This window comes from Streptomyces sp. NBC_00237, from assembly GCF_026342435.1.
Taxonomy (GTDB): domain Bacteria; phylum Actinomycetota; class Actinomycetes; order Streptomycetales; family Streptomycetaceae; genus Streptomyces.
In genome coordinates, this window is the sequence record NZ_JAPEMT010000001.1 from 1614160 (window position 1) to 1638736 (window position 24577).

Consider the following 24577-nt stretch of genomic DNA (forward strand, 5'->3'; position numbering starts at 1 on the left):
GGGTGGGATGCCCGACCCCCCGTACAAAGACGCTGAGACGGCCGGAGCCGTCAGAGACGAGCAGGTGGAATACGTGACGAATCTGATGCCCTACGCCGCCGGCGAGCCGTCCCTCGGTGGAGGCCTCGGCGACCAGGTCTACAGCCGACTTCTGGGCGAGCGCATCATCTTCCTCGGCCAGCAGGTCGACGACGACATCGCCAACAAGATCACGGCGCAGCTGCTCCTCCTGGCCGCCGAGCCGGAGAAGGACATCTACCTCTACATCAACAGCCCCGGCGGTTCCGTCACGGCTGGCATGGCCGTCTACGACACCATGCAGTACATCCCGAACGACGTCGTGACGATCGGCATGGGAATGGCGGCCTCCATGGGCCAGTTCCTGCTGACCGGCGGCGCCGCGGGCAAGCGCTTCGCACTGCCGAACACCGACATCCTGATGCACCAGGGCTCGGCCGGCATCGGTGGTACGGCCTCGGACATCAAGATCCAGGCCGAGTACCTCCTCCGTACCAAGAACCGCATGGCGGAGATCACCGCCCAGCACTCCGGCCAGACCGTCGAGACGATCATCCGCGACGGCGACCGCGACCGCTGGTACACCGCCGAGGAGGCCAAGGAATACGGCCTCATCGACGAGATCATCTCCGCTGCTTCGGGTGTTCCGGGCGGCGGCGGCACCGGGGCCTGAACCCCGTCTGTCACTGCTCCGTAACCCTGCCCCAGAGACGCCACCAGGATGGTGAACACCCATATGAGCAACTTCTCCGCCCCTGACAACGGCCTGTACACGGGCCCGCAGGTGGACAACCGCTACATCGTCCCGCGCTTCGTCGAGCGCACCTCGCAGGGCGTGCGCGAGTACGACCCGTACGCGAAGCTCTTCGAGGAGCGCGTGATCTTCCTCGGCGTGCAGATCGACGACGCGTCCGCCAACGACGTCATGGCGCAGCTCCTGTGCCTGGAGTCGATGGACCCCGACCGCGACATCTCGATCTACATCAACTCGCCCGGCGGCTCCTTCACGGCGCTCACCGCGATCTACGACACGATGCAGTTCGTGAAGCCCGACATCCAGACGGTCTGCATGGGCCAGGCGGCCTCCGCCGCCGCCGTCCTGCTGGCCGCCGGTACGCCGGGCAAGCGCATGGCGCTCCCCAACGCCCGCGTGCTGATCCACCAGCCGTCCTCGCAGACCGGCCGCGAGCAGCTCTCCGACCTGGAGATCGCCGCCCGGGAGATCCTGCGCATGCGGACCCAGCTGGAGGACCTGCTCGCGAAGCACTCCACGACGCCGATCGAGAAGATCCGCGACGACATCGAGCGCGACAAGATCCTCACGGCGGACGACGCCCTCGCGTACGGCCTCGTCGACCAGATCGTCTCCACGCGCAAGAGCACGGCGTCGGCTGCGGCCTGACGGCCTCTACCGTGAAGTAACGGGTCCTGCCCACCCCTTGGCACCGTGCACGTCCTCGTGAACCGTGCCAAGGGGGGCCCGAACGGGGGGTCAGGCAAGGTACCGTCGAAGATTGAGGCACCAGGAGTCGCTGCACCCGGCAACTCCCAGGCGAAGGGGATTCACCTCGTGGCACGCATCGGTGACGGCGGAGACCTGCTCAAGTGCTCGTTCTGCGGAAAGAGCCAGAAGCAGGTGAAGAAGCTCATCGCAGGTCCCGGTGTGTACATCTGCGACGAGTGCATCGATCTCTGCAACGAGATCATCGAGGAGGAGCTCGCCGAGACCAGCGAGGTCCGCTGGGAGGAACTCCCCAAGCCTCGCGAGATCTACGAGTTCCTGGAGGGGTACGTCGTCGGGCAGGAGCCCGCGAAGAAGGCCCTCTCCGTAGCGGTCTACAACCACTACAAGCGCGTCCAGGCCGGTGAGAACGGCGGCGGCGCCAGCCGCGAGGACGCGATCGAGCTCGCGAAGTCCAACATCCTGCTGCTCGGCCCGACCGGCTCCGGCAAGACGCTGCTCGCGCAGACCCTGGCGCGCATGCTGAACGTCCCGTTCGCCATCGCGGACGCCACCGCCCTCACCGAGGCCGGTTACGTCGGCGAGGACGTCGAGAACATCCTCCTGAAGCTGATCCAGGCGGCCGACTACGACGTCAAGAAGGCCGAGACCGGGATCATCTACATCGACGAGATCGACAAGGTCGCCCGCAAGAGCGAGAACCCGTCGATCACGCGCGACGTATCCGGCGAAGGCGTCCAGCAAGCCCTCCTGAAGATCCTCGAAGGCACCACCGCCTCGGTGCCGCCGCAGGGCGGGCGCAAGCACCCGCACCAGGAGTTCATCCAGATCGACACGACGAACGTGCTGTTCATCGTGGGCGGCGCCTTCTCGGGCCTGGAGAAGATCATCGAGTCGCGGGCGGGTGCCAAGGGCATCGGCTTCGGCGCGACGATCCGCTCCAAGCGGGAGATCCAGGCGAGCGACCAGTTCTCGGAGATCATGCCGGAGGACCTGGTGAAGTTCGGGATGATCCCCGAATTCATCGGCCGTCTCCCCGTCATCACCTCCGTCCACAACCTGGACCGCGAAGCACTCCTCAAGATCCTGGTCGAGCCGCGCAACGCCCTGGTGAAGCAGTACCAGCGCCTCTTCGAACTCGACGGCGTCGAGCTGGACTTCGACCTCCCCGCCCTGGAGGCCATCGCCGACCAGGCGATCCTGCGCGGCACGGGCGCGCGCGGTCTGCGCGCCATCATGGAGGAGGTCCTCCAGTCGGTGATGTACGAGGTGCCGTCCCGCAAGGACGTCGCCCGCGTGGTCATCACCGAGGAGGTCGTCCACTCCAACGTGAACCCGACACTGGTGCCGCGCGAGCCGCGGATCATCGGCAAGACCGACGGGCGTCACGAGAAGTCGGCGTAGGTTCCCTTTCTGTACGTACGCAGGAGGGCCCGCCCGGTGGAATCCACTGGGCGGGCCCTCCTGCGTGTTGCCGGGCGCTACTGCTTGACGCGGACGTCGTTGCGGAGCTTGGCGATCTGCTCCGCGGTCTCCTCCATGCTCAGCGGCTGCTGGGCCGCGCTGGCGGAGCCTCCCGCGAGGGTGCTGTAGTCGGCCCAGACGCAGATGTTGGTCGTGACCAGGGCCTTGGTCCGCACGTCCTTGCCCTGGATTGCCTGGCACCGCATGAGGGCGTTGTCGAGCGAGCTCGGGCTGAAGTCCTGCGGGCTGCCCAGAAGCTTGGCGTCGTCCTTCTTCTCGGCGGTGGCCTTGTCGGCGTCGGCCTTCAGCTTGGCGAAGAAGTTGTCGAGCGCCTTCTCGGGGTCACTGATCTTGCCGTAGGCACCGTTGAAGCTCACGGACTTGACCTTCTTCAGCTTTTCGAGCGAGCTGGGGTCCGTCGGGCTCACCTTGGACAGGTCGATGTCCGTGTAGGTCATGCCCACCAGCTGCGGGTTGGCGACGCCCGCCGCGGTGAACTCCTGCAAGGACTTGTCGTCCTTCGACGTCCCGTCGGACTTCTTCGCCTGTGTGTACGTGCCGCCGAACACCTTCTCCTGAGCGACCAGCTTGTGCGGGCCGTCGTCCGAGATGCCCCGGAAGAACGCGAAGTACGCGCCCGCACCCGCCGCCGCCAGGACGACCACCGCGAGGCCCACGATCAGGCCGGTCTTCTTTTTCTTCGGCTCCGGGCCACCGGGGTACGGCTGCTGGCCGTACGGGTCCTGCGGCGGCTGGCCGTAGGGAGGCTGCTGGCCGTACGGGGGCTGCTGGGGCTGAGCCCCGTACGGGTTCGGCTGCTGGGGCTGCTGCGGGTAGCCGTAGCCCTGCGGCGGCGGTGCCTGCTGCGGGTAGCCGTAACCAGGCTGGCCCTGCGGCGGCTGCTGGCCGTAGGGGCCGGGCTGGCCGCCGTACGGGTTCGGCTGCTGCGGCTGCTGGCCGCCGTACGGGCCGGGCTGGTTGTAACTCATGTGCCGGGTTCCCCCTCCAGATGCTTATGCGTCCCGAACATCCTGTCGGACGGGTGGGACGGGACGGCTCCCGGGGGCCGCACTGTTACCAAAGAAACGCGTTTCGAAGCGGTGGCCCCGGGCCCGTAAACTGGCGGCGTGACCGAGAACTCTCAGACTCCGCAGCCCGCAGCCACCTCTGAATTGCCGACGACCTACACGCCGGCCGCCGTAGAGGGGCCGCTGTACGAGCGCTGGGTGGAACGCGGTTACTTCACCGCCGACGCGAAGAGCGACAAGCCCGCGTACACCGTCGTCATCCCCCCGCCGAACGTCACCGGCAGCCTGCACCTGGGCCACGCCTTCGAGCACACGCTGATCGACGCCCTCACCCGCCGCAAGCGCATGCAGGGCTTCGAGACGCTGTGGCAGCCGGGCATGGACCACGCGGGCATCGCCACCCAGAACGTCGTCGAGCGTGAACTCGCCAAGGACGGCAAGTCCCGCCACGACCTCGGCCGGGAGGCGTTCGTCGAGCGCGTCTGGCAGTGGAAGGAAGAGTCCGGCGGCCAGATCTCCGGCCAGATGCGCCGCCTCGGCGACGGCGTCGCCTGGGACCGCGAGCGCTTCACCATGGACGAGGGCCTGTCGATCTCCGTCCAGACCATCTTCAAGAAGATGTACGACGACGGCCTGATCTACCGCGCCGAGCGCATCATCAACTGGTGCCCGCGCTGCCTGACGGCCATCTCCGACATCGAGGTCGACTACCAGGACGACGACGGCGAGCTCGTCTCCATGAAGTACGGCGACGGCGAGGACACCATCGTCGTCGCCACGACCCGCGCCGAGACGATGCTCGGCGACACCGCCGTCGCCGTCCACCCCGACGACGAGCGCTACGCCCGCCTCATCGGCAAGAAGATCAAGCTGCCGCTCACCGACCGCAGCATCCCCGTCGTCGCCGACACGCACGTCGACCCGGAGTTCGGCACGGGCGCCGTCAAGGTGACCCCGGCGCACGACCCGAACGACTTCGCCATCGGCCAGCGTCACGACCTGGAGACCATCCAGGTCCTCGACGAGCGCGGCATCATCCTCACGCCCGGCCCCTTCCAGGGACTGGACCGCTTCGAGGCCCGTTCCGCGATCGTCGCCGCCCTGCGCGCCGAGGGCCGGATCGTCGCCGAGAAGCGCCCGTACGTCCACTCCGTCGGCCACTGCTCCCGCTGCAAGACCACGCTGGAGCCGCGCCTGTCGATGCAGTGGTGGGTCAAGGTCGAGACGCTCGCCAAGGCCGCCGGTGACGCCGTCCGCGACGGCCGCGTCAACATCCACCCCGCCGAGCTGACCCCGCGCTACTTCGACTGGGTCGACAACCTCAACGACTGGTGCATCTCGCGCCAGCTGTGGTGGGGCCACCGCATCCCCGTCTGGCACGGTCCGAACGGCGAGATGGTCTGCGTCGGCCCGAACGACCAAGCGCCCACGGGCGAGGGCTGGCACCAGGACACCGACGTCCTCGACACGTGGTTCTCCTCCGGCCTGTGGCCTTTCTCGACCATGGGCTGGCCGGAGCAGACCGAGTCGCTGGAGAAGTTCTATCCGAACTCCGTCCTGGTCACCGGCTACGACCTGATGTTCTTCTGGGTCGCCCGGATGATGATGTTCGGCCTGTACGCCATGGGTGACGTCCCGTTCCGCACCATCGCCTTCCACGGCATGGTCCGCGACGAGACCGGCAAGAAGATGTCGAAGTCCAAGGGCAACGTCGTCAACCCGCTGGACTGGATGGACAAGTACGGCTCCGACGCCGTCCGCTTCACCCTGGCCCGCGGCGCCAACCCGGGCGTCGACGTCCCGATCGGCGAGGACTGGGTCCAGGGCTCGCGGAACTTCGCCAACAAGATCTGGAACGCGACCCGCTTCGCCCTGATGAACGGCGCGACCGTCGAGGGCGAGCTTCCGGCCCCCGAGCAGATGACGGCGACCGACCGCTGGATCCTGTCCCGCCTCAACACCGTCGTCGCGCAGATCGACGCGCTCTACGACGACTACCAGTTCGCCAAGCTGTCCGACGCCCTCTTCCACTTCGCGTGGGACGAGGTCTTCGACTGGTACGTCGAGCTGTCCAAGACGACGTTCTTCGCGGAGGGCGAGCAGGCGAAGGTCTCCGCCCGGGTCCTCGGCGAGGTCCTGGACGTCACCCTGCGTCTGCTGCACCCGGTCGTCCCGTTCGTCACCGAGACGCTCTGGACGACCCTCACGGGCGGCGAGTCCCTCGTGATCGCCGACTGGCCGAAGGACTCCGGTTTCCGCGACGCGGGCGCCGAGCAGGAGATCGAGCTCGTCCAGCAGGTCGTCACCGAGGTCCGCCGGTTCCGCTCCGACCAGGGCCTCCAGCCCGGCCAGAAGGTCCCGGCCGAGCTCTCCCTGGACGGTACGGCTCTCGCCCCGCACGAGGCCGCCATCCGCCAGCTCCTGCGCCTGACGGCTCCCGGCGAGGGCTTCCACGCCACCGCCTCGCTGCCCGTCGCCGGTGCCACGGTCGCCCTGGACCTCTCCGGCACCATCGACGTCGCCGCCGAGCGCAAGCGCCTCACCAAAGACCTGGAGGCCGCCAAGAAGGAGGTCGTCCAGGCGAACGCCAAGCTCGGCAACGAGGCATTCCTCGCGAAGGCCCCCGACAACGTCGTGGACAAGATCCGCGGCCGCCTGAGCAAGGCCGAGGCCGACATCGCGCGCATCACCGCGCAGATCGAGGCCCTGCCCGCCCAGTAGGCACAAGCGATACGCGACGCAGGGGCCCCGCACCGAGTGGTGCGGGGCCCCTGCGTCGTGCACCCTGTCTGATGCACCCTGACGAGTGCCGCATATCACGCACAACGGGACAGAAGTCCGACCAACCAGGGCGAAAGGCCCTGCATTATGGAGCGTATGCACGACAAGCCCACCGCCTCTGCGGCCCACCGGGCCTGGGCGGCGGGCCGTCACTGGCTGGAAGGCCGCACGGTCGACAGGCGCGCCCTGGACCTGCTCATCCCGCTGATCTGCTTCGCCCTGATGCTGCTGGACGTCCCCGGGCTCGCCGAGGCGGACAACGCCCTCAACGGGATCTCCGCCGCCGCCGTCCTCGCTGTGGGCGCGAGCTCGCTGCTGCTGCGCCGGCGCGCACCCTGGATTCCGTACGTCATAGCGCTCGGCTTCCTCGGCTGGCTGCACGAACTCACCCTGATCCAGTTCGCCCTGTACTCGGTGGGCCGCTACCGGGGCAGGGCCGCCGCGATCGTCGCGACACTGGGGTACGGGCTCTTCGCGTACGTCATGTTCCTGATGCCGGGCTGGCCCGAGCAGCAGGCGGACACCCTGATGGAGTTCCTGAGCCTCGTCGTGCCCATCGGCGTGCTCGCGGCCGGTGTCGGCGTCGCCGGGTACCGGCAGGACCTCGTACGGGAGCTGGAGGTCCAGCGGGGGCGCACGGCGGCCCTCCAGGCCGTGCAGCAGGAGCGGCTGTCGGTCGCGCGGGACGTGCACGACTTCGTGGGGCGCGAGCTGACGCTGCTCGCCGTACGGGCCGAGGTGCTGGCCGTACGGGCGCGGGGCGAGGCCCATCAGAAGGACTTCGACGAGCTCTCCGACACGGCCCGCAAGGCGCACCGCATCCTCAACGAGATCATCGTGCAGCGCGCCCGCGAGAAGGACGCCACACCCGGCATCGACGGGCTCGCCGTCCTCGCGAGCGAGGGGGAACAGGCGGGCAGTCGAGTGGTCCTCGACATCGACGGACGGGCGGGTGCCCTGTCGCCGCTGCGGCAGGCGGCCGTCTACCGGGTCGTGCAGGAGTGTCTGACGAACGCCGTCAAGCACGCACCGGGCCAGGAGGTCCGGGTGCGGATCACCCTCGACGGTGTCCACCTGCGCATCGAGGTGTGCAACGACCTGCCCAACACCGCCCCCGCCAAGCAACCCGTGTCCGCGGGCACCGGCACGTTCTCCATGGGGGAGCGGGTGGAGTCCATGGGCGGCACCCTGGAGGCGGGTCTCCACGACGGGAAGTACCGCGTCCTCGCGGTGCTCCCCGCCGGGGTCTAGCTCCTGTTGAGCGGTTGCCCGACTCTTCGAGCAACCGCTCAATGTTTTAAGCAACCGCTCAACTCTTTGAGCGCTTGCTCAGCTCGCCTTCAGAAGTTTCTGGAGGTTGTCGAAGTCCTCCACGCACTTGCCGGAGCCGATCGCCACACAGTCCAGCGGATTGTCCGCGACGTGCACCGGGATGCCGGTCGCCGCCGCGATCCGAAGATCCAGGCCGGGCAGCAGGGCGCCGCCGCCGGTCAGCACGATGCCGTGCTCCATGATGTCGCCGGACAGCTCCGGCGGGCACTCCTCCAAGGTGGTGCGCACCGCCGCGATGATCGCCTCGACGGGTTCGTTCAGAGCCGTACGCACCTCGGACACCGACAGGTCGAGGGTCATCGGCAGACCGCCCACCTTCTGCCGCCCGCGTATCGTGAACGCCCGCATCTCCAGCGCCGGGTCGTCGGGCACCGGCCACGCCGAGCCGATCGCCACCTTGATGTCCTCGGCGGTGCGCTCGCCGATGAGCAACTGGTGCTCCTTGCGCACGTAGTCGGTGATCGCGGCGTCCATCCGGTCGCCGCCCACCCGCAGCGACTGGGCGGTCACGATGCCGCCCAGCGAGATCACGGCGACCTCGGTCGTACCGCCGCCGATGTCCACCACCATGGAGCCGCGCGCGGACGACACCGGCAGCCCGGCCCCGATCGCCGCCGCCATGGGCTCCTCGATGAGGTGCACGGCACGCGCACCCGCCCGGTTCGCCGCGTGCACGATGGCCCGGCGCTCCACGGGCGTCACACCGCTGGGTACGCACACCACCATGCGGGTGCGGGTCCAGCGCCCCGGCACCGCCTTGCGGACGAAGTGCCGGATCATCTCCTCGGCCGCCTCGTAGTCGCTGATCACACCGTCGCGCAGGGGGCGGATCGCGGTGATCGAACCGGGGGTGCGGCCGATGGTCTCCTTGGCCTCGGCGCCGACGGCCAGTGCTGTCGTCGAACCCGCCTTCACCGCCACCACGGAGGGCTCGTTGAGGACGATGCCGTGCCCCCGCATGTACACCAGTGTGTTCGCCGTACCCAGGTCGATGCCTATGTCGCGGCTGGTGCGGCCGCCGCGGATGCGCGCAGGGGCCTGCGTGGTCTCGTCGCTCACTCGATAACCTCCCGAATCGTGATCTACCAGGGTCACACACCCGTTCGGTATGGAAGGGATAAAAGGTCCCGAGGGGGAGGGGCCGAAGGTCCTGTCGGCCGTTGTCGTACCCCCTCCGTAGACTGGCGGTGTGAGTGACCTCCCCCAGCACGACGACCAGCCCGACGACCACGCCTTCGAAGAAATCGTGGCGGCCGAGACCGATCGCGATCCCGACCTCGCCGTCATCGAGGCGGGCAGCCGCACCCTGCGCACCCACGGCGGCGCACCCGCCGGTGACGCGGTGCCCTCCCGGCCCGCCGACCCGGAGGTGGACAGGGCGCTGCGCGAGGTCGAGACCGAACTCGCGGGCCGCTGGGGCGAGACCAAACTCGAACCCTCGGTGACCCGCATCGCGGCACTCATGGACGTACTGGGCGAGCCCCAGAAGGCGTACCCCTCGATCCACATCACCGGCACCAACGGCAAGACCAGCACCGCCCGCATGATCGAGGCCCTCTTCGGCGCCTTCGAGCTGCGCACGGGCCGCTACACCAGCCCGCACGTGCAGTCGATCACCGAGCGCATCAGCCTGGACGGCGTCCCGATCAGCGCCGAGCGCTTCGTGGAGACGTACCAGGACATCAAGCCGTACGTCGACATGGTCGACACGTCGCAGGACTACCGGCTCTCCTTCTTCGAGGTCATGACCGGCATGGCGTACGCGGCCTTCGCCGACGCACCCGTCGACGTGGCCGTCGTCGAGGTCGGCATGGGCGGCACCTGGGATGCCACCAACGTCATCGACGCGGCCGTCGCCGTCGTCACCCCGATCTCCCTCGACCACACGGACCGCCTCGGCACCACAACCGCCGAGATCGCGACCGAGAAGTCCGGGATCATCAAGCAGGACGCCACCGTCGTCCTCGCCCAGCAGCCCGTCGACGCGGCGCAGGTCATGCTGAAGAAGGCCGTCGGCGTGGACGCCACGGTGGCCCGCGAGGGCATGGAGTTCGGCGTCGTCGCCCGCGAGATCGCCGTCGGCGGCCAGCTGGTCACCCTGCGCGGACTCGGCGGAGAGTACGAGCAGATCTTCCTCCCCCTGCACGGGGCGCACCAGGCGCACAACGCGGCCGTCGCGCTCGCCGCCGTCGAAGCCTTCTTCGGCATCGGTGCCGACCACGCCCGCACCCTCGACCTCGACACCATCCGCAAGGCTTTCGCCTCGGTCACCTCGCCCGGCCGCATGGAGGTCGTCCGACGCAGCCCCACCGTCGTCCTGGACGCCGCGCACAACCCGGCGGGGGCGCGGGCCGCCGCGGAGGCGGTCAGCGAGGCGTTCAGCTTCAGCCGGCTGATCGGTGTGGTCGCCGCGAGCGGCGACAAGGACGTACGGGGGCTCCTCGAAGCCTTCGAGCCGATCTTCGCCGAGATCGTCGTCACCCGTAACTCCACCCCGCGCTCCATGGACGTCGACGAACTGGCCGCCATCGCCGTCGAGGTCTTCGGCGACGATCGCGTCCAGGTCGAGGCCCGTCTCGACGACGCCATCGAGGAAGCCATCACCCTCGCCGAGGAAGACGGCGAGTTCTCCGGCGGCGGAGTCCTCGTCACCGGATCGGTCATCACCGTCGGAGAGGCCCGGCTGCTGCTGGGAAGGAGCTGAGATCCGTCCATGCGTACGCTCTGTGCTTCCACTCTCATCGGCGAGTTCTTCGTGATCGGCTTCGCGGGACTCGTCGCGATGAAGTCCGAGGACCTGTCGATGGCCACGGTCTGGACGGTGTGCGGCATCGCGATGCTGCTCTCCGTCCTCCTCTGCGGAATGATCACGCGCCCCGGCGGGCTCCAGCTCGGCTGGGCGCTCCAGGTCGGGCTCGTGGTGAGCGGTTTCTGGGTCCCGGTGATGTTCTTCCTCGGTCTGGTCTTCGGCGGTCTGTGGTGGGCGTCGATCCACTACGGGCGCAAGATCGACGAGGCGAAGGCCCGGTGGGCGGCCCAGGACACCTCCAGCCCGTCCGGCGCGTGAGGACGCGCGGCGAAGCCGACAGGGCGACCGGGCGGACCTGACGCTGCGTGACAGGTCCCCCGTTCGGCCCTGTAATCTGCGGACCACCGCATCCGTACCGCCGCACTCAAGGAGCCCGCACCGTGACCCAGCGCACCCTCGTCCTGCTCAAGCCCGACGCCGTCCGCCGCGGACTGATCGGCGAGGTCATCGGCCGCATCGAGCGCAAGGCCAACTGGACGATCGGCGCGCTGGAGCTGCGCAGCCTGGACCAGGACACCCTGGAGGCGCACTACGGTGAGCACAAGGGCAAGCCCTTCTACGAGCCGCTCGTCGCCTTCATGTCCTCGGGCCCGATCGTCGCCCTCGTCGTCGAGGGCGAGCGCGTCATCGAGGGCGTACGCCAGCTGGCCGGTCCGACCGACCCGATTGCCGCGGCTCCGGGGTCCATTCGGGGCGACTTCGGCACCATCGTCCGCGAGAACCTCATCCACGCCTCGGACTCCGAGGAGTCCGCCGAGCGCGAGCTGAAGCTGTTCTTCCCGGGTCTCGTCTGACCGTAGAGAAACCGTACGGACTCCGTAGAGACTCAGGCGCTTTCTGACTGAATGTCAGCCAAACAGCGCCTCCTGCCTGGGGCGACCGAAGTAATTCGGTCGCCCTTCGGTATATGCGCCCCGTCGGAGGGAACGCATCCCTCCGACACAGCGTCACCATGGGTGAGACGGGTATGTGTTCCGCTCACAATGGCGAAGGACCCTCGCGCGGTGACCGCACATGCGGCACTACGATGGAAGTCACCGCGCCCACACCATTCAGCGCACCACCCACTTCGCCTACCGATACAAGCCATCGAACGCTCCAATCGGGAAGGCCCGACGCATCCTCATGGGGAAGAAGAGGGAACCAATGTCGTTCATCGGCCGTGATATGGCTGTCGACCTCGGGACCGCCAACACGCTGGTGTACGTCAGGGGTAAGGGCATCGTGCTCAACGAGCCCTCCGTCGTCGCCATCAACACCAACACCGGCGGCATCCTCGCCGTCGGCTCCGAGGCGAAGAAGATGATCGGCCGTACGCCGGGCAACATCGTTGCCGTACGGCCCCTGAAGGACGGCGTGATCGCCGACTTCGAGATCACCGAGCGGATGCTCCGCTACTTCATCCTGAAGATCCACAAGCGCCGCTACCTGGCCCGCCCCCGCGTCGTGGTCTGCGTGCCCTCCGGCATCACCGGAGTGGAGCGCCGCGCCGTCATCGAGGCGTCCACCCAGGCGGGCGCCCGCCAGGTGCACATCATCGAGGAACCCATGGCCGCCGCCATCGGCTCCGGCCTGCCCGTCCACGAGGCCACCGGCAACATGGTCGTGGACATCGGCGGCGGCACCACCGAGGTCGCCGTGATCTCGCTCGGAGGAATCGTCACGGCACAGTCGATCCGCGTCGCGGGCGACGAGCTGGACAACGCGATCATCCAGCACATCAAGAAGGAGTACTCCCTCCTCCTCGGGGAGCGGACCGCCGAACAGATCAAGATCACCATCGGTTCGGCGTACGACCTCGACAAGGACGAGCACACCGAGATCCGCGGCCGTGACCTCGTGTCCGGTCTGCCGAAGACCGTCGTGATCTCCGCCGCCGAGGTCCGCAAGGCCATCGAGGAGCCGGTCAACGCGATCGTCGACGCCGTCAAGACGACGCTCGACAAGTGCCCTCCGGAGCTCTCCGGCGACGTCATGGACCGAGGCATCGTCCTCACCGGCGGCGGCGCCCTGCTCCGCGGCCTCGACGAGCGCCTGCGCCGCGAGACCGGCATGCCGATCCACATCGCCGAGGACCCGCTCGACTCCGTCGCGCTCGGATCCGGCAAGTGCGTCGAGGAGTTCGAGGCGCTCCAGCAAGTGCTGGACGCCCAGCCCCGCAGATAGCAAGGACGAGGAAACAGCGTCCGGGAGCCACCTGCCGGCCCCGGGCGCTGCCGAAGAATCCGCCGTACGGGGCCTGTCGTCCCGTGCGGCGGATCGTTGATATACACGCATACGCATTTTTCCGACGAGGAAGGCACGGCCGCCGCACGTGAGGGACACACGAGAGAGCCGGCTGCTCCTGGTGCTGCTGATCGCCGTAGCGTTCGCGCTGATCACGGTCGACATCCGCGGCGGCGAACAGTCACCCGTCGACGGAGCCAGGCAGGCCGCCGCCGCCGTCTTCGGACCGGTGGAGAAGGGCGTCGCCACCGCCGTCGACCCGATCGGCAACGCGATCGGCGCCGTACGCAAGTCAGGTGACGACCACGACCAGCTCAAAGCGCTGGAACGGGACAACCAGGAACTGAAGCTGCGCCTGGGCAGCGACGACCGCAACCAGAGCCGCGTGCGCCAGCTCGACGGCATGCTGAAGAAGGCGGGCGCCGGACAGTACGGCATCAAGGGCGCCGAAGTCATCGCCATAGGAGCGGCCCAGGGCTTCTCCTGGACCGTCACCATCGACGTCGGCAGCAACGACGGCATCAAGCGCGACATGACCGTCGTCAACGCGGACGGACTCGTCGGCCGGGTCACCACCGTCGGCCCCAACACCTCCACCGTGCTGCTCGCCAACGACACCAAGTTCACCGTCGGCACCCGCATGGAGAAGACCGACGAGCTCGGCTTCGCGACCGGACAGGGCGACCGCCCGCTCAGCGTCCAGTTCCTCAACGGCAAGGCCAAGGTCAAGCCCGGCGACCGCCTGGTGACCTTCGGCTCGCGCGCCGCGAAGCCCTTCGTGCCGGGCGTCCCCGTCGGCGAGGTGGTCCGCGTCGACCCCTCCGGCGGCGACCTCACCCGTACCGTCTACGTCCGTCCGTACGTCGGCTTCACCAAGCTCGACATCGTCGGCGTCGTCGTCGCGGCCCCCCGCACCGACCCCCGCGACACCGTCCTGCCGAACAAGCCCAAGCCCGCCCCCACGGTCACCGTCACCGTGACACCGAAGCCCCCTGTCGGTGAGAACAACGGTGGCGCTGCCAACAACGGCAACGGCAACGGCAATAACAACGGCAATAACAACGGCAACGGAAACAACAACGGCGACGGTGCTGCCGACGGCAACGCCGCCGACCAGTGACCAGGAGCTGAAGAACCTGATGCGCTTCAACCGGATTCTGCTCTCCGCCACCCTGGTGGTCGTCGCCCTGGTCGTCCAGGTCACCGTCCTCGCCAGACTCCAGCTCCCCGGCGCCGTGCCCGACCTCACCCTCCTCGTCGTCCTCGGACTCGCCTTCGTCTACGGACACGTCAGCGGGGCCCTCATCGGCTTCTTCGCGGGCCTCCTCGCCGACCTCGCCCCACCCGCTGACCACGCCGCAGGCCGCTACGCCCTCGTCCTGTGCGTCATCGGCTACCTCGCGGGCCTCGTCAAGCCCGAGAACGGCAAGCTCCGCTCCGCGACGGCCCCCATGCTGGTCGTCGTCGCCGCGGCCCTCGGCTCCACCCTCCTGTACGCGGGAGTGGGCGCCCTCGTCGGCGACACCGCCGCCCGCCACGTGGGCCTCGGCGGACTGCTGTTCACCGCGGCCCTGTACGACCTGCTCCTCGCACCCTTCGTCGTCCCCGGCATCATGGCGCTCGCCCGCCGCGCCGAGAACGACCCCCTCTCCGAATCCTCCTCCTCCGACGTCTCCTCCGGCTGGCTCGCGGGAGGCACCGGACTGCGCATCGGCGAGCAGAAGGGCGGCCTGCGGCTGCGCGCCGCCCGCAACCGAGCCCAGCGCGCCGGACGCATCAAGGGAGTGAAGCGCCTGTGAGCAACATCCCCGAGACCGGCAGGACCCCCCGCGTCACCATCCGGCTGATCGTCCTCCAGATCCTCGTCTTCTCCCTCCTGCTGACCCTCGGCGGACGCCTCTGGTACCTCCAGATCCGCAACGGCCAGGAGTACACCGACGAGGCGAAGAACAACCACGTCCAGCAAGTCGTCCAGCCCGCCGTGCGAGGCTCCATCCTCGACGCCCGCGGCGTCCCGCTCGCCGACAACGAGACCAAGCTCGTCGTCTCCGCGTCCCGCACCGAGCTGATGAAGATGAAGGACGACGGCAAAGCCGTCCTCACCCGGCTCGCCGACGTCCTCGACATGAAGGCCAAGGACGTCACCGACAAGGTGCGCCTCTGCGACTCCAAGACCCCCCAACCCTGCTGGAACGGCTCGCCCTACCAGCCGATCCCGGTCACCAACAAGGCCACCACCCAGCAGGCCCTCCAGATCCGTGAACGCGCCGAGGACTTCCCCGGCATCACCGCCGAACCCACCGCCGTGCGCCGCTACGCCGCCCCCGGCAAGGCGAACACCGCGCAGGTGCTCGGCTACCTGTCGCCCGTCACCGACGCCGAGATCGAGAAGGCCAAGGACAGCGACTCCCCGTACCTCCGCTCCGACCAGGTCGGGCGCTCCGGCCTGGAGCGCACGTACGACAAGGAACTGCGCGGCAAGGCGGGCGTCACCCGCTACGAGGTCGACAACCTGGGCCGCGTCATCGGCCGCGCCAAGGCCGACAAGGCGGAGCCCGGTGCGAACGTCGTCACCAGCATCGACGCCCGCGTCCAGGCCGTCGCCGAGTACGAGCTCCTCGACGCGATGAAGGAAGCCCGCAAGGGCTTCGACAAGAACACCAACACCAACTACAAGGCCGACGCGGGCGCCGTCGTCGTCATGGAGGCCAAGACCGGCCGCGTCGTGGCGATGGCGTCCAACCCCACCTACGACCCCAACGCCTGGGTCGGCGGCATCTCCGGCAAGGACTACGCCGCCCTCACCGGCAAGGACTCCAACTTCCCCCTCCTCAACCGGGCCATCCAGGCGCAGGCCGCCCCCGGCTCCATCTTCAAGGTCATCCCGACGACCGCCGCCGTCAACGCCGGATACGACTTCAACGGCAGCTACCCCTGCCCCAGCTCGTACTCCATCGGCGGTCAGACCTTCACCAACTACGAGTCCAAGGGCCACGGCAACATCAGCCTCGGCGGCGCACTCGAAGTCTCCTGCGACACCGTCTACTACGCCCTCGCGCACCAGCAGTGGCAGCGCGACGGCGGCACCAAGCCGAAGAAGAACGCCAAGGACTGGTTCTACAAGACGGCCCACCAGTTCGGCCTCGGCAAGGAGACCGGAATCGACCTCCCCAACGAGGTCAGCGGACGCGTCCCCGACCGCCAGTGGAAGCAGCGGTTCTGGTCGGCCAACAAGGACGCCTGGTGCAAGCAGGGCAAGAAGGACGGCAGCTTCGTCGAGAAGATCGCCTTCGAGAACTGCATCGACGGCAACCAGATGCGCGCGGGTGACTCCGTCAACTACTCCATCGGACAGGGCGACACCCTCGTCACCCCCATACAGATGGCGTCGATCTACGCGAGCATCGCCAACGGCGGCACCATCCACACCCCCTCCGTCGGCAAGGCCGTCGTCAGCGCCGACGGCAAGAAGGTCACGGAGATCAAGCCGAAGACGCAGGGCCGGCTTCCGATGAACGCGAGCACGCACAAGTTGATAGACGAAGCCCTCGCGGGAGTCGCCACCCGGGGCACCGCCGCCTGGAGGTTCCAGGGCTGGCCCCAGGACAAGATCCCGATGCACGCCAAGACGGGTACCGCCGAGGTCTACGGCAAGCAGACGACCTCATGGTTCGCCACGTACACCAAGGACTACTCGATCGTCATGACGATCGCGCAGGGCGGCACCGGCTCCGGCGCCTCGGGACCTGCCGTCCGGAAGATCTACAACGCGCTCTACGGGCTCGACAAGGACGGCAAGTTCGACCCGAAGAAGGCACTCCTGCCCGAGCCCCAGAAGAACCTCCCGAAGATCGAGGCGGACGGCTCCATCGACGCACCCGACATCAAGCCGTACGTCCCCGTGCCCGACGAGCCCGTCGAACCGGTCGGCGTCGCGGGCCCGCCGCCCGCCAACACCGGCGGCAGGGGCGGCGGCAACCCGGGCGCCCGAGGCACCGGCATCCAGAGGGTGGGTGACTGACCATGGCAGGCAGCACCCACGGCTTCTCCGTCCAGCGGTACGCGCCCGAGCGCGGCGCGTTCGCCAAACTCACCGCACGCGACTCGGTCCTGCGCAGGCTCGACTGGCCCCTGCTCCTGTCCGCGCTCGCACTGTCGGGCCTCGGCGCCCTCCTGGTGTGGTCCGCGACCAGGGGCCGCGACACCCTCAACCACGGCGACCCGTACTACTTCCTCTTCCGGCACCTCATGAACACCGGCATCGGCTTCGCGCTGATGGTCGGCACGATCTGGCTCGGCCACCGCACCCTGCGCGGCGCGGTGCCGATCCTCTACGGGCTCTCCGTCGTCCTGGTGATCGCGGTCCTCACCCCGCTCGGCGCGACCGTCAACGGCGCGCACGCGTGGATCGTCATCGGCGGCGGATTCTCCCTCCAGCCCTCCGAGTTCACGAAGATCACCATCATCCTGGGCATGGCGATGATGCTCGCCTCCCGGGTCGACGCCGGCGATCAGGCCAACCCCGACCACCGCACGGTGCTCAAGTCGCTGGGCCTGGCCGTCGTACCGATCCTGATCATCATGCTGATGCCCGACCTCGGCTCGGTCATGGTCATCGCCATGATCATCCTGGGGGTGCTGCTGGCCTCCGGAGCCTCCAACCGCTGGATCTTCGGCCTGGTCGGCGCGGGCGTCCTCGGCGCCGTCCTGGTGGCCGTCCTCGGCCTCCTCGACGAGTACCAGATCAACCGCTTCGCCGCCTTCGCCAACCCCAACCTCGACCCGGCGGGCGTCGGCTACAACACCAACCAGGCACGCATCGCCATCGGCTCCGGCGGCCTCACCGGCACCGGTCTCTTCAAGGGCTCGCAGACCACCGGACAGTTCGTCCCCGAACAGCAGACGGACTTCGTGTTCACCGTCGCGGGCGAGGAACTCGGTTTCCTCGGCGCAGGCGCGATCCTCGTCCTCCTCGGCGTCGTCCTGTGGCGGGCCTGCCGCATCGCCCGCGAGACCACCGAGCTGTACGGCACGATCGTCGCCGCCGGAATCATCGCCTGGTTCGCCTTCCAGTCCTTCGAGAACATCGGCATGACCCTCGGCATCATGCCGGTCGCGGGCCTGCCGCTGCCCTTCGTCTCCTACGGAGGATCCTCGATGTTCGCCGTGTGGGTCGCGATCGGACTCCTCCAGTCGATCCGGGTGCAGAGGCCGATAACTGCGTGATGGCGTGCCCCTGTCTGGGGCGCGGCGATCCGTCTAGATTCATGTCATGGCGGACACCAAGCGCGAGATCGAGCGAAAGTACGAAGCCACCACGACCGACACCGAGGGCGAACCCCGGCTGCCTGACTTCCACAAGGTGGCCGGGGTTTCGTCCGTCCAGGACCGGGGCGTCGTCGACCTCGACGCCGTCTACTACGACACCGACGACCTGGCGCTGGCCGCCCACGGCATCACCCTGCGCCGCCGCACCGGCGGAGACGACGCGGGCTGGCACCTCAAACTCCCCGTCGCCCCGAACGTACGGGACGAGATCCGCCTCCCCCTGACAGCGCCGACGGCAACAGCGGACACCGTGCCGCGCCCCCTGTCCGCCCTGGTGCGTGCGCGCACCCTGGGAGAGCCACTGCTGGCGACCGTACGGCTGAAGTCCTCGCGCCAGGTGTGGCACTTGCGGGACAACGCGGGGGAACTGCTCGCCGAGGCCAGCGTGGACAGAGTGACCGCGCAGCGGCTGGGGGGAGCGGGCGCGGACACCTCCTTCACGGAGATCGAGGTCGAACTCGCCGACGACGGCGACCCCGCCTTCCTGGACGCCGTCGACAAGAGGCTGCGCAAAGCGGGCGTACGACCCTCCCAGTCGCCGTCCAAACTGGCCCGCGCCCTCGCGGAGACCGGCGGCGGTCCGGCGCAGGCACCAGCACAGGCGCTCGAAGAAGGCACCACCGCTGGTGCGCACGTCCTCGCCTACGTCCGTGAACAGGCCGAGGCGATGGCAATCTACGACCCCGCCGTACGCCGTGACCTTCCCGACTCCGTCCACCAGCTCCGCGTCGCCACCCGCCGGATGCGCAGCGCCTTCAAGACGTACCGGAAGGTCCTCGACCGCACCGTCACCGACCCGCTCGGCGAGGAACTCAAGTGGCTGGCAGGCGAACTGGGCGTCGACCGCGACCAGGAAGTCCTCACCGACCGCCTCCTGAGCCGTCTCTCCGCCCTCCCGCGCACCCTCCTGCTGGGCCCTGTGCGCGGACGTCTGCGCATCTGGTCCGTCGCCCGGCGCAGTGGCTCCCGGCGCCGCACCGTCGCCGTCCTCGACGGGAAGCGCTACCTGGAACTCCTGCGCTCCCTGGACGCCTTCCTCGCCGACCCGCCCCTGCGGGCGGCGGCGAGAAGGAACGCCACGACCGTCCTCCACCAGGCCCTCGTCAAGGACCACGCCCGCCTCGCCGACCGCACCGAGCACGCCTTGGCGCTCCCGCCGGGCGCCGAACGCGACCTCGCCCTCCACGACGCCCGCAAGGCCGCCAAACGCCTGCGCTACGCGGCGGAGTCCGCCCGCCCCGCCCTCGGCAAACCCGCGAACAAGCTCCGCAAGAGGGTCAAGGAGGTCCAGAGCGTGCTCGGCGACCACCAGGACAGCGTGGTCGCCCGCACCGAACTGAGGAACCTGGCGATCCAGGCACACGCGGCGGGGGAGTCCGCCTTCGTCTGGGGCCTGCTGTACGGCCAGGAGGAGGCGAGGGCGGCGGACCGCGAACGGGAGCTGCCGGGCGTGTGGGGGAGGGTGCCGGGCATCTAGCCCGCCCCGGCGGCGGGCGCGGCCCGGGAAGGCGCGAGGGCGGGTGGGGCACCGGCAGCGAGGGCAACCGGCACCCCGACCGCCCGCGCGTTCCTACCCACCCTCCCGGCCGCGTTAGGCTTGAGGGTCCCCCTGCCCGCTCATGAGAGACACCGCGATGCCTGTTGAGTCGGTCTTCCCCCGCCTGGAAGCCCTCCTGCCGCACGTGCAGAAGCCCATCCAGTACGTCGGCGGTGAACTGAACTCCACCGTCAAGCCGTGGGAGAGCGCGGACGTCCGCTGGGCGCTCATGTACCCGGACGCGTACGAGGTCGGGCTCCCCAACCAGGGCGTCATGATCCTCTACGAAGTGCTCAACGAGCAGGACGGCGTCCTCGCCGAGCGCACCTACAGCGTGTGGCCCGACCTCGAAGAACTGATGCGCAAGCACGACGTGCCGCAGTTCACCGTGGACGCCCACCGCCCGGTGAAGGCGTTCGACGTGTTCGGCCTCAGCTTCTCCACCGAGCTGGGCTACACGAACATGCTGACCGCCCTCGACCTCGCGGGCATCCCGCTGAACGCCGCCGACCGCACCCTCGACGACCCCATCGTCCTGGCGGGCGGCCACGCGGCCTTCAATCCGGAGCCCATCGCGGAGTTCATCGACTGCGCGGTCATCGGCGACGGCGAGCAGGCCGTCCTCGACATGACGGCCATCATCCGGACCTGGAAGGCGGAGGGCCGCCCCGGCGGCCGCGAGGAAGTCCTCTTCCGCCTCGCCAAGACCGGCAACGTCTACGTCCCGGCGTTCTACGACGTCGAGTACCTTCCCGACGGGCGCATCGCCCGCGTCGTGCCGAACAAGTCCGGCGTGCCGTGGCGCATCTCCAAGCACACCGTCATGGACCTCGACGAGTGGCCCTACCCCAAGCAGCCCCTCGTCCCGCTCGCGGAAACCGTCCACGAGCGCATGTCCGTAGAAATCTTCCGCGGCTGCACCCGCGGCTGCCGTTTCTGCCAGGCCGGCATGATCACGCGCCCCGTGCGGGAGCGAAGCATCACCGGCATCGGCGAAATGGTCGAGAAGGGCCTGAAGGCCACCGGCTTCGAAGAAGTCGGTCTCCTCTCGCTCTCCTCCGCGGACCACACCGAGATCGCCGACATCGCCAAGGGACTCGCGGACAGGTACGAGGAAGACAAGATCGGCCTCTCCCTCCCCTCGACCCGCGTCGACGCGTTCAACGTGGACCTCGCCAACGAGCTGACCCGCAACGGTCGCCGCTCGGGCCTCACCTTCGCCCCCGAGGGCGGTAGCGAGCGCATGCGCAAGGTCATCAACAAGATGGTGTCCGAGGAAGACCTCATCCGCACGGTCTCCACGGCGTACGGCAACGGCTGGCGTCAGGTGAAGCTGTACTTCATGTGCGGCCTGCCCACCGAGACGGACGAGGACGTCCTGCAGATCGGCGACATGGCGGTCAACGTCATCGCCGAGGGCCGCAAGGTCTCCGGGCAGAACGACATCCGCTGCACCGTCTCCATCGGTGGTTTCGTGCCCAAGCCGCACACGCCCTTCCAGTGGGCGCCGCAGCTGAGCGCCGAGGAGACCGACGAACGCCTCACCAAGCTCCGCGACAAGATCCGCGGCGACAAGAAGTACGGCCGTTCCATCGGCTTCCGCTACCACGACGGCAAGCCCGGCATCGTCGAGGGCCTGCTCTCGCGCGGCGACCGCCGCATCGGTTCGGTCATCCGCGCCGTCTACGAGGGCGGCGGCCGCTTCGACGGCTGGCGCGAGTACTTCTCGTACGACAGGTGGATGCAGGCCGCGGCCAAGACGCTGCCCGAGTACGGCGTCGACGTCGACTGGTACACCACCCGCGAGCGCACCTACGAAGAGGTGCTCCCCTGGGACCACCTGGACTCCGGTCTCGACAAGGACTGGCTCTGGGAGGACTGGCAGGACGCCCTGGACGAGACCGAGGTCGAGGACTGCCGCTGGACCCCGTGCTTCGACTGCGGCGTCTGCCCGCAGATGGACACGTCGATCCAGATCGGCCCGACGGGCAAGAAGCTGCTGCCCCTGTCGGTCGTGAAGTAGTTCCGAAGTAACAGACGCAGACGCAGGCGCAGAAAGGGTCCGGCCGGAGGAGCGCACCTCCGGCCGGACCCTTCTTCGTGCGCCGGGGGAGCATCCGAACGGGGCGTCGCAGCGTCCTGAACGGGAAACGGGGGAGGACCGTCCATGGATCTCGACAAGCGACCACAGCAGCCGGCGCAAGCACCGGCACAGGTGCCCGCGCAAGCACCAACGCAGTCACCAGCACAGGTGCCCGCACAGCCACCAGCACCGGTGCGCGGCGCACAGCCACCAGTGCAGGTGCCCGTTCAGCAGGAAGGCTGCCTGACCGCCTTCGTCCGCATTCCGGTCCGGATCGTCGTCCTCGTCCTCGTCGTACCCGTACGAGTGGTCTGGGACCTGCTCCGCGCGGGCGGCGAACTCCTGCGCAGGGGCGTCCTGAACCCCCTCGGCGGCGCCCTGGCGTGGCTCGGCCGCACGCTCCTGGTGATCCCCGCCGTCTGGCTGTACGAAGCGGTGCTCACCCCTGTCGCCCGCGCGCTGGGGTGGCTCGCCCGAGCGGTGTTCGTCACACCGTGGGCCGCCCTGTGGCGACACGCCATCGTGCCCCTGTCGCGATGGCTCTACGGCGCTGTGCTGACACCCCTCGGACACGGGCTGCGGTGGCTGGGACAGCTCCTCGGTGCGGCGGGCGCGGCGGTGGGGCGCGCCCTGGGGGCGGCCCTGAAGTTCCTCGGCACCTGGCTGCTGATCGCACCACTGGTGGCGCTCTGGACCTGGGTCCTGAAGCCGCTCGGGCAGGGCCTGGGGTGGTTGGGCCGCACGCTCCTGGTGACCCCCGCCGTCTGGCTGTACACAGCGGTACTCACCCCCCTCGGCCACGCGGTCGCCTGGTGCGTGAGGATCCTGCTCGTCGCACCGCTGGTGTGGCTCTGCAGGGAGATCGGATCGGCCCTCTCTATCTGCTGGCAGGTCGCCGGGTACGTGTCCCGGGCGCTCGGCCGCGCGCTGAAGTGGCTGGCGTGGAACACCCTGGGCCGCCCCGTGGCCTGGACGTACCGCGAGGTGATGACCCCCGTCGGCCACTGGGTCCGTGACGGCGTCTGGCGGCCTGCCAAACGGGCCGCCGCGGCGGCGGGCCGTACGGCACGGGAGGCGGTGCGCTCGGCGCTGTCCGCCGTGCGGGAGGCACGCCGTGACCTCTGGCGGGGCCTGGTGGGCGGCACCGCCCCCGCCCCCACCCCAGCCCCGGTCAGCGCGTCCGTGGACAGCGAGCCCCCCGTGCTGGAGAAGCGAACCTCCTAGACCTCCGCCCACCTCAGGAGTGGATCATCCCGGCCCCGGGAACCACACGGCCCACCGGCGCGTACTCTGGGTAGTACAAAGACCGCCCCCGGCGCAGCAGCCACCTCCGAGACCCCCTGCTCAGCAGGGCCGGGCCGGACGCGAACCGCCGCGCGGGGACACCCCACAGGACTGTGGGCGCGCGGAAGACGCGCCGCCCCGCACCGAGGAGAAGAACCACTGGGCAAGCGACAGCCCGAAGGCCCGCCGCCCGCACCGGCGGTGCAGCGCATCCGACTGCGCTACACCAAGCGAGGCCGCCTCCGGTTCACCAGCCACCGAGACTTCCAGCGCGCCTTCGAGCGGGCCCTGCGCCGAGCCGAGGTGCCCATGGCGTACTCGGCCGGTTTCACCCCGCACCCCAAGGTGAGCTACGCCAACGCGGCCCCCACCGGCACCGGCTCCGAGGCCGAGTACCTGGAGATCGCCCTCACCGCGACCCGCGACCCGCAGACGCTGCGCGGACTGCTCGACGAGTCGATGCCCGACGGCCTCGACATCATCGACGCCGTGGAGGCCCACACCTCCGGCCTCGCCGACCGCCTCACCGCCTCCGTCTGGGAGCTGCGGCTGAACGGCGTGAGCGGGGAGGAGGCCGCCAAGGCCGTCGAGACCTTCCTCGCCGCCGAGACCGTCGAGGTCCAGCGCCGCACCAAGAACGGCATGCGCAGCTTCGACGCCCGCGAGGCCGTCGTGGAGATGGCATCCGTACCGCTCTCCGAGAGCGTCGCCCGCCCACAGGGTGAGGCAGGAGATAGGCCCACGGCGGAGCCCTGTGCGATACTGCGGCTGGTAGTGCGGCACATGACACCCGCCGTACGACCCGACGACGTCCTTTCCGGTCTCCGCGCTGTGGCCGACCTGGCGCCGCCGGTCCCCGCAGCGGTGACCAGGCTGGCGCAGGGGCTTCTCGACGAGGAGTCCGGAACGGTGACCGACCCGCTCGCGCCCGACCGCGAGGCGATGCAGGCAGGCTCTACCACAGCCCCCGCACCCGCCGCCGCGAAGGCGCCTGAAGGTTCCGGTTCCGCCTGAGGGCAGTCGTTGCAGCGCAGCCCTGGTACTCGGGAGCCACCTGGGTCGGGCCGCGTAACTAACCGGACTTTCGCCAGGCCGTACGTCTTCGTACGTACGGAACCGGCGAGCTAGAGATCAGCTCCCGTGCGGCGCCCGCGCCCCGGACGGTGGCCCCGCGCACAGCGTGGGCCGCGGCCGGACCGGATTCAGGCGCGGCGCCCGGGAGCGC

19 protein-coding genes are annotated in these 24577 nt (G+C 69.1%); 17 read left to right on the forward strand and 2 right to left on the reverse strand.

The window, feature by feature from the left end; all coding sequences use genetic code 11:
• Window positions 1-85: 85 nt before the first annotated feature.
• The 3 genes from OG897_RS07090 (at window position 86) to clpX (ending at window position 2884) form a co-directional block, all read left to right on the forward strand.
• Window positions 86-691, forward strand: coding sequence for an ATP-dependent Clp protease proteolytic subunit (locus OG897_RS07090; RefSeq protein ID WP_266656629.1), 606 nt, complete (start codon window positions 86-88; stop codon window positions 689-691).
• Between the two features lie 48 nt (window positions 692-739).
• A complete protein-coding gene (locus tag OG897_RS07095; RefSeq protein WP_323187995.1) occupies window positions 740-1420 on the forward strand; it encodes an ATP-dependent Clp protease proteolytic subunit in 681 nt (226 codons plus the stop codon).
• A gap of 168 nt (window positions 1421-1588) precedes the next feature.
• Window positions 1589-2884 carry an ATP-dependent Clp protease ATP-binding subunit ClpX gene (gene clpX, locus OG897_RS07100; protein WP_266653937.1) on the forward strand — a complete coding sequence of 432 codons (1296 nt, stop codon included), beginning with the start codon at window positions 1589-1591 and terminating at the stop codon, window positions 2882-2884.
• A gap of 77 nt (window positions 2885-2961) precedes the next feature.
• On the opposite strand, the gene OG897_RS07105 is transcribed toward clpX, so the two are convergent.
• The gene (locus tag OG897_RS07105) at window positions 2962-3933 is read right to left on the reverse strand and encodes a hypothetical protein (RefSeq protein WP_266653938.1); all 972 of its coding nucleotides are present in this window, start codon (window positions 3931-3933) and stop codon (window positions 2962-2964) included.
• Between the two features lie 138 nt (window positions 3934-4071).
• On the opposite strand from OG897_RS07105, the gene OG897_RS07110 reads away from it, so the two are divergent.
• A complete protein-coding gene (locus OG897_RS07110) occupies window positions 4072-6693 on the forward strand; it encodes a valine--tRNA ligase (protein WP_266653939.1) in 2622 nt (873 codons plus the stop codon).
• Window positions 6694-6849: 156 nt separating this feature from the next.
• Window positions 6850-8004: a sensor histidine kinase gene (locus OG897_RS07115; protein WP_266653940.1), complete on the forward strand. Its 1155-nt coding sequence runs from the start codon at window positions 6850-6852 to the stop codon at window positions 8002-8004.
• A 78-nt stretch (window positions 8005-8082) separates the two neighbouring features.
• On the opposite strand, the gene OG897_RS07120 is transcribed toward OG897_RS07115, so the two are convergent.
• Window positions 8083-9144, reverse strand: a complete 1062-nt coding sequence (locus OG897_RS07120) for a rod shape-determining protein (protein ID WP_323187996.1) — start codon at window positions 9142-9144, stop codon at window positions 8083-8085.
• Between the two features lie 130 nt (window positions 9145-9274).
• Here OG897_RS07120 and OG897_RS07125 point away from each other — a divergent pair, with 130 nt between their 5' ends.
• The 12 genes from OG897_RS07125 to OG897_RS07180 all read left to right on the forward strand — a co-directional run bounded on the left by OG897_RS07125 (window position 9275) and on the right by OG897_RS07180 (window position 24366).
• Window positions 9275-10789, forward strand: coding sequence for a folylpolyglutamate synthase/dihydrofolate synthase family protein (locus OG897_RS07125; protein ID WP_266653941.1), 1515 nt, complete (start codon window positions 9275-9277; stop codon window positions 10787-10789).
• 9 nt (window positions 10790-10798) lie between these two features.
• Window positions 10799-11152: a DUF4233 domain-containing protein gene (locus OG897_RS07130; protein ID WP_266653942.1), complete on the forward strand. Its 354-nt coding sequence runs from the start codon at window positions 10799-10801 to the stop codon at window positions 11150-11152.
• A 122-nt stretch (window positions 11153-11274) separates the two neighbouring features.
• On the forward strand, window positions 11275-11688 hold the full coding sequence (gene ndk / locus OG897_RS07135; protein ID WP_266653943.1) for a nucleoside-diphosphate kinase: 414 nt from the start codon (window positions 11275-11277) through the stop codon (window positions 11686-11688).
• 352 nt (window positions 11689-12040) lie between these two features.
• A complete protein-coding gene (locus OG897_RS07140; RefSeq protein WP_185026424.1) occupies window positions 12041-13060 on the forward strand; it encodes a rod shape-determining protein in 1020 nt (339 codons plus the stop codon).
• 148 nt (window positions 13061-13208) lie between these two features.
• The gene (mreC, locus tag OG897_RS07145) at window positions 13209-14240 is read left to right on the forward strand and encodes a rod shape-determining protein MreC (RefSeq protein ID WP_266653946.1); all 1032 of its coding nucleotides are present in this window, start codon (window positions 13209-13211) and stop codon (window positions 14238-14240) included.
• 19 nt (window positions 14241-14259) lie between these two features.
• Window positions 14260-14919 (forward strand): rod shape-determining protein MreD, encoded by a 660-nt coding sequence (gene mreD / locus OG897_RS07150; protein ID WP_266656633.1) that lies wholly within the window; start codon window positions 14260-14262, stop codon window positions 14917-14919.
• Window positions 14916-17141 carry a penicillin-binding protein 2 gene (gene mrdA, locus OG897_RS07155; RefSeq protein ID WP_266653948.1) on the forward strand — a complete coding sequence of 742 codons (2226 nt, stop codon included), beginning with the start codon at window positions 14916-14918 and terminating at the stop codon, window positions 17139-17141. The genes mreD and mrdA overlap by 4 nt, the downstream gene beginning before the upstream one ends.
• 2 nt (window positions 17142-17143) lie before the next feature.
• Window positions 17144-18346, forward strand: a complete 1203-nt coding sequence (gene rodA, locus OG897_RS07160; protein ID WP_266653950.1) for a rod shape-determining protein RodA — start codon at window positions 17144-17146, stop codon at window positions 18344-18346.
• A 46-nt stretch (window positions 18347-18392) separates the two neighbouring features.
• Entirely contained in the window at window positions 18393-19925 is a 1533-nt protein-coding gene (locus OG897_RS07165; protein WP_266653952.1) for a CYTH and CHAD domain-containing protein, read from the forward strand.
• A gap of 157 nt (window positions 19926-20082) precedes the next feature.
• Complete coding sequence (locus OG897_RS07170; protein WP_266653954.1) at window positions 20083-22008, forward strand: TIGR03960 family B12-binding radical SAM protein; 1926 nt, start codon at window positions 20083-20085, stop codon at window positions 22006-22008.
• Window positions 22009-22287: 279 nt separating this feature from the next.
• On the forward strand, window positions 22288-23292 hold the full coding sequence (locus OG897_RS07175; protein WP_266653956.1) for a hypothetical protein: 1005 nt from the start codon (window positions 22288-22290) through the stop codon (window positions 23290-23292).
• 261 nt (window positions 23293-23553) lie between these two features.
• Window positions 23554-24366, forward strand: coding sequence for a TIGR03936 family radical SAM-associated protein (locus OG897_RS07180; RefSeq protein WP_266653958.1), 813 nt, complete (start codon window positions 23554-23556; stop codon window positions 24364-24366).
• Window positions 24367-24577: the final 211 nt, after the last annotated feature.